The sequence below is a fragment of the Bathymodiolus heckerae thiotrophic gill symbiont genome, from assembly GCF_900128515.1.
Classification (GTDB): domain Bacteria; phylum Pseudomonadota; class Gammaproteobacteria; order PS1; family Pseudothioglobaceae; genus Thioglobus_A.
This window is the reverse complement of sequence record NZ_FQTP01000234.1, coordinates 1-1,015: the sequence shown is the minus strand read 5'-3', so window position 1 is coordinate 1,015 and position 1,015 is coordinate 1. Positions and strand designations below refer to the sequence as shown.

General features: G+C 41.5%; 2 protein-coding genes and 1 tRNA gene. 2 read left to right on the top strand and 1 reads right to left on the bottom strand.

What is annotated here, in order from left to right; all coding sequences use genetic code 11:
* Together BTHERMOSOX_RS11545 and BTHERMOSOX_RS11540 are read left to right on the top strand one after the other, a co-directional pair.
* Positions 1–368 (top strand): HAMP domain-containing protein (locus BTHERMOSOX_RS11545; RefSeq protein ID WP_138121241.1); only part of this gene is annotated, 368 nt, incomplete at its 5' end.
* A 10-nt stretch (positions 369–378) separates the two neighbouring features.
* Positions 379–906 (top strand): sensor histidine kinase, encoded by a 528-nt coding sequence (locus BTHERMOSOX_RS11540; protein ID WP_138121240.1) that lies wholly within the window; start codon positions 379–381, stop codon positions 904–906.
* Positions 907–908: 2 nt separating this feature from the next.
* Here the strand turns inward: BTHERMOSOX_RS11540 and BTHERMOSOX_RS11535 are convergent.
* A tRNA-Leu gene (locus BTHERMOSOX_RS11535) sits at positions 909–994 on the bottom strand.
* Between the last annotated feature and the right edge of the window lie 21 nt (positions 995–1,015).

The following is a 1,015-nucleotide window of genomic DNA, read 5'->3' as shown; positions in this document are numbered from 1 at the left end:
AAAAAACAAGCATTAGATTTGGCTTCTCTCGCTCTCGTATTGGCATCAACCCTCCAGCTGCATTTTTTATCACACTTATTATTGGCGCTCTTTTAACTACGGTTACAGCTGTTTTTCTAACAAAACGACTTATTAAACCTATAGATAGATTGTATAAAGCCTCTCGCTCAATAGGAAAAGGAAACTGGCCTGATCAAGTAGAAGAGGACGGCCCAAAAGAATTTGTTGTATTGACGAGACAGTTTAATAAAATGAACCTACAAGTTCAAGGGTTACTATCCAATAGAACAACCCTGTTGGCAGGCATTGCTCATGATCTGCGCACACCCCTAACTCAAATCAATCTTGCTCTCTCAATGTTGCCGTGATATTGACTTAATGAATAGCATACAAGGCGATCTGGATAGCATTAATACGCTAATCTCTGACACGCTAAATATCAGCCTTGAACTTACCCAGGAAACAAAAAAATCAGCCAACATTGTTGATGAGATTAACTCTACTGTTGCAGTCCTGATTACGCCACAAAGCACAATTAAATTAACACTGCCAGCCTCAAATAATTGTAGTGAAATTTTATACCCAATGGCTTTTAAACGCATACTTACCAATCTAATCACTAATGCTATTAGATATGGAAAAGGGGAAATTCAAGTTGTATTGGATTGTAACAACGCTCAAACAAGTGTTCATATTGATGACAACGGGCCAGGAATACCTGAGGAGTATGGAGAGAAGATATTCCGGCCTTTTTATCGTTTAGAGAAATCTCGTAATAGTGACACAGGCGGAAGTGGCTTGGAGCTTGCTATTGTTCGACAGCTCGCAAACTCACACAATTGGATAGCGACCTTATCGCCACGAAAAAACGGTGGCACCAGGGCCACCGTTGTCATCAAGCTGTAATATGGTGCCGATAGCCAGAGTCGAACTGGCACGAGCGTAGCTCACCACCCCCTCAAGGTGACGCGTCTACCAATTCCGCCATATCGGCAAATTCTTAACTATTCAGGAA